1 protein-coding gene is annotated in these 245 nt (G+C 72.2%); it reads left to right on the forward strand.

Annotated features, from left to right (window positions below):
* Positions 1 to 245 (forward strand): hypothetical protein (locus ACX4ZE_RS23440; RefSeq protein ID WP_480275639.1); only part of this gene is annotated, 245 nt, incomplete at both ends.

Genomic DNA, 245 nt, shown 5'->3' on the forward strand with positions numbered 1-245 from the left:
TGGGGCGGGTCGATGAGCAGGTGAAGATCCGGGGGTACCGGGTCGAGCCGGGGGAGGTGGCGGCGGTGTTGGCATCACATCCGGCGGTTTCGCAGGCGGTGGTCGCGGCCCGTGAGGCGGCCGGGGCGGGGGCGGGTACACAGTTGGTGGGGTATGTGGTCCTCGACCGGTCGGGTGTGGCAGGGGAGGGGGAGTTGGTCGAGCAGTGGCGTCGGGTCTACGACGATCTGTCCGCCGGGGCGGGG

It is taken from the genome of Nocardia sp. TBRC8007 (genome assembly GCF_056629435.1).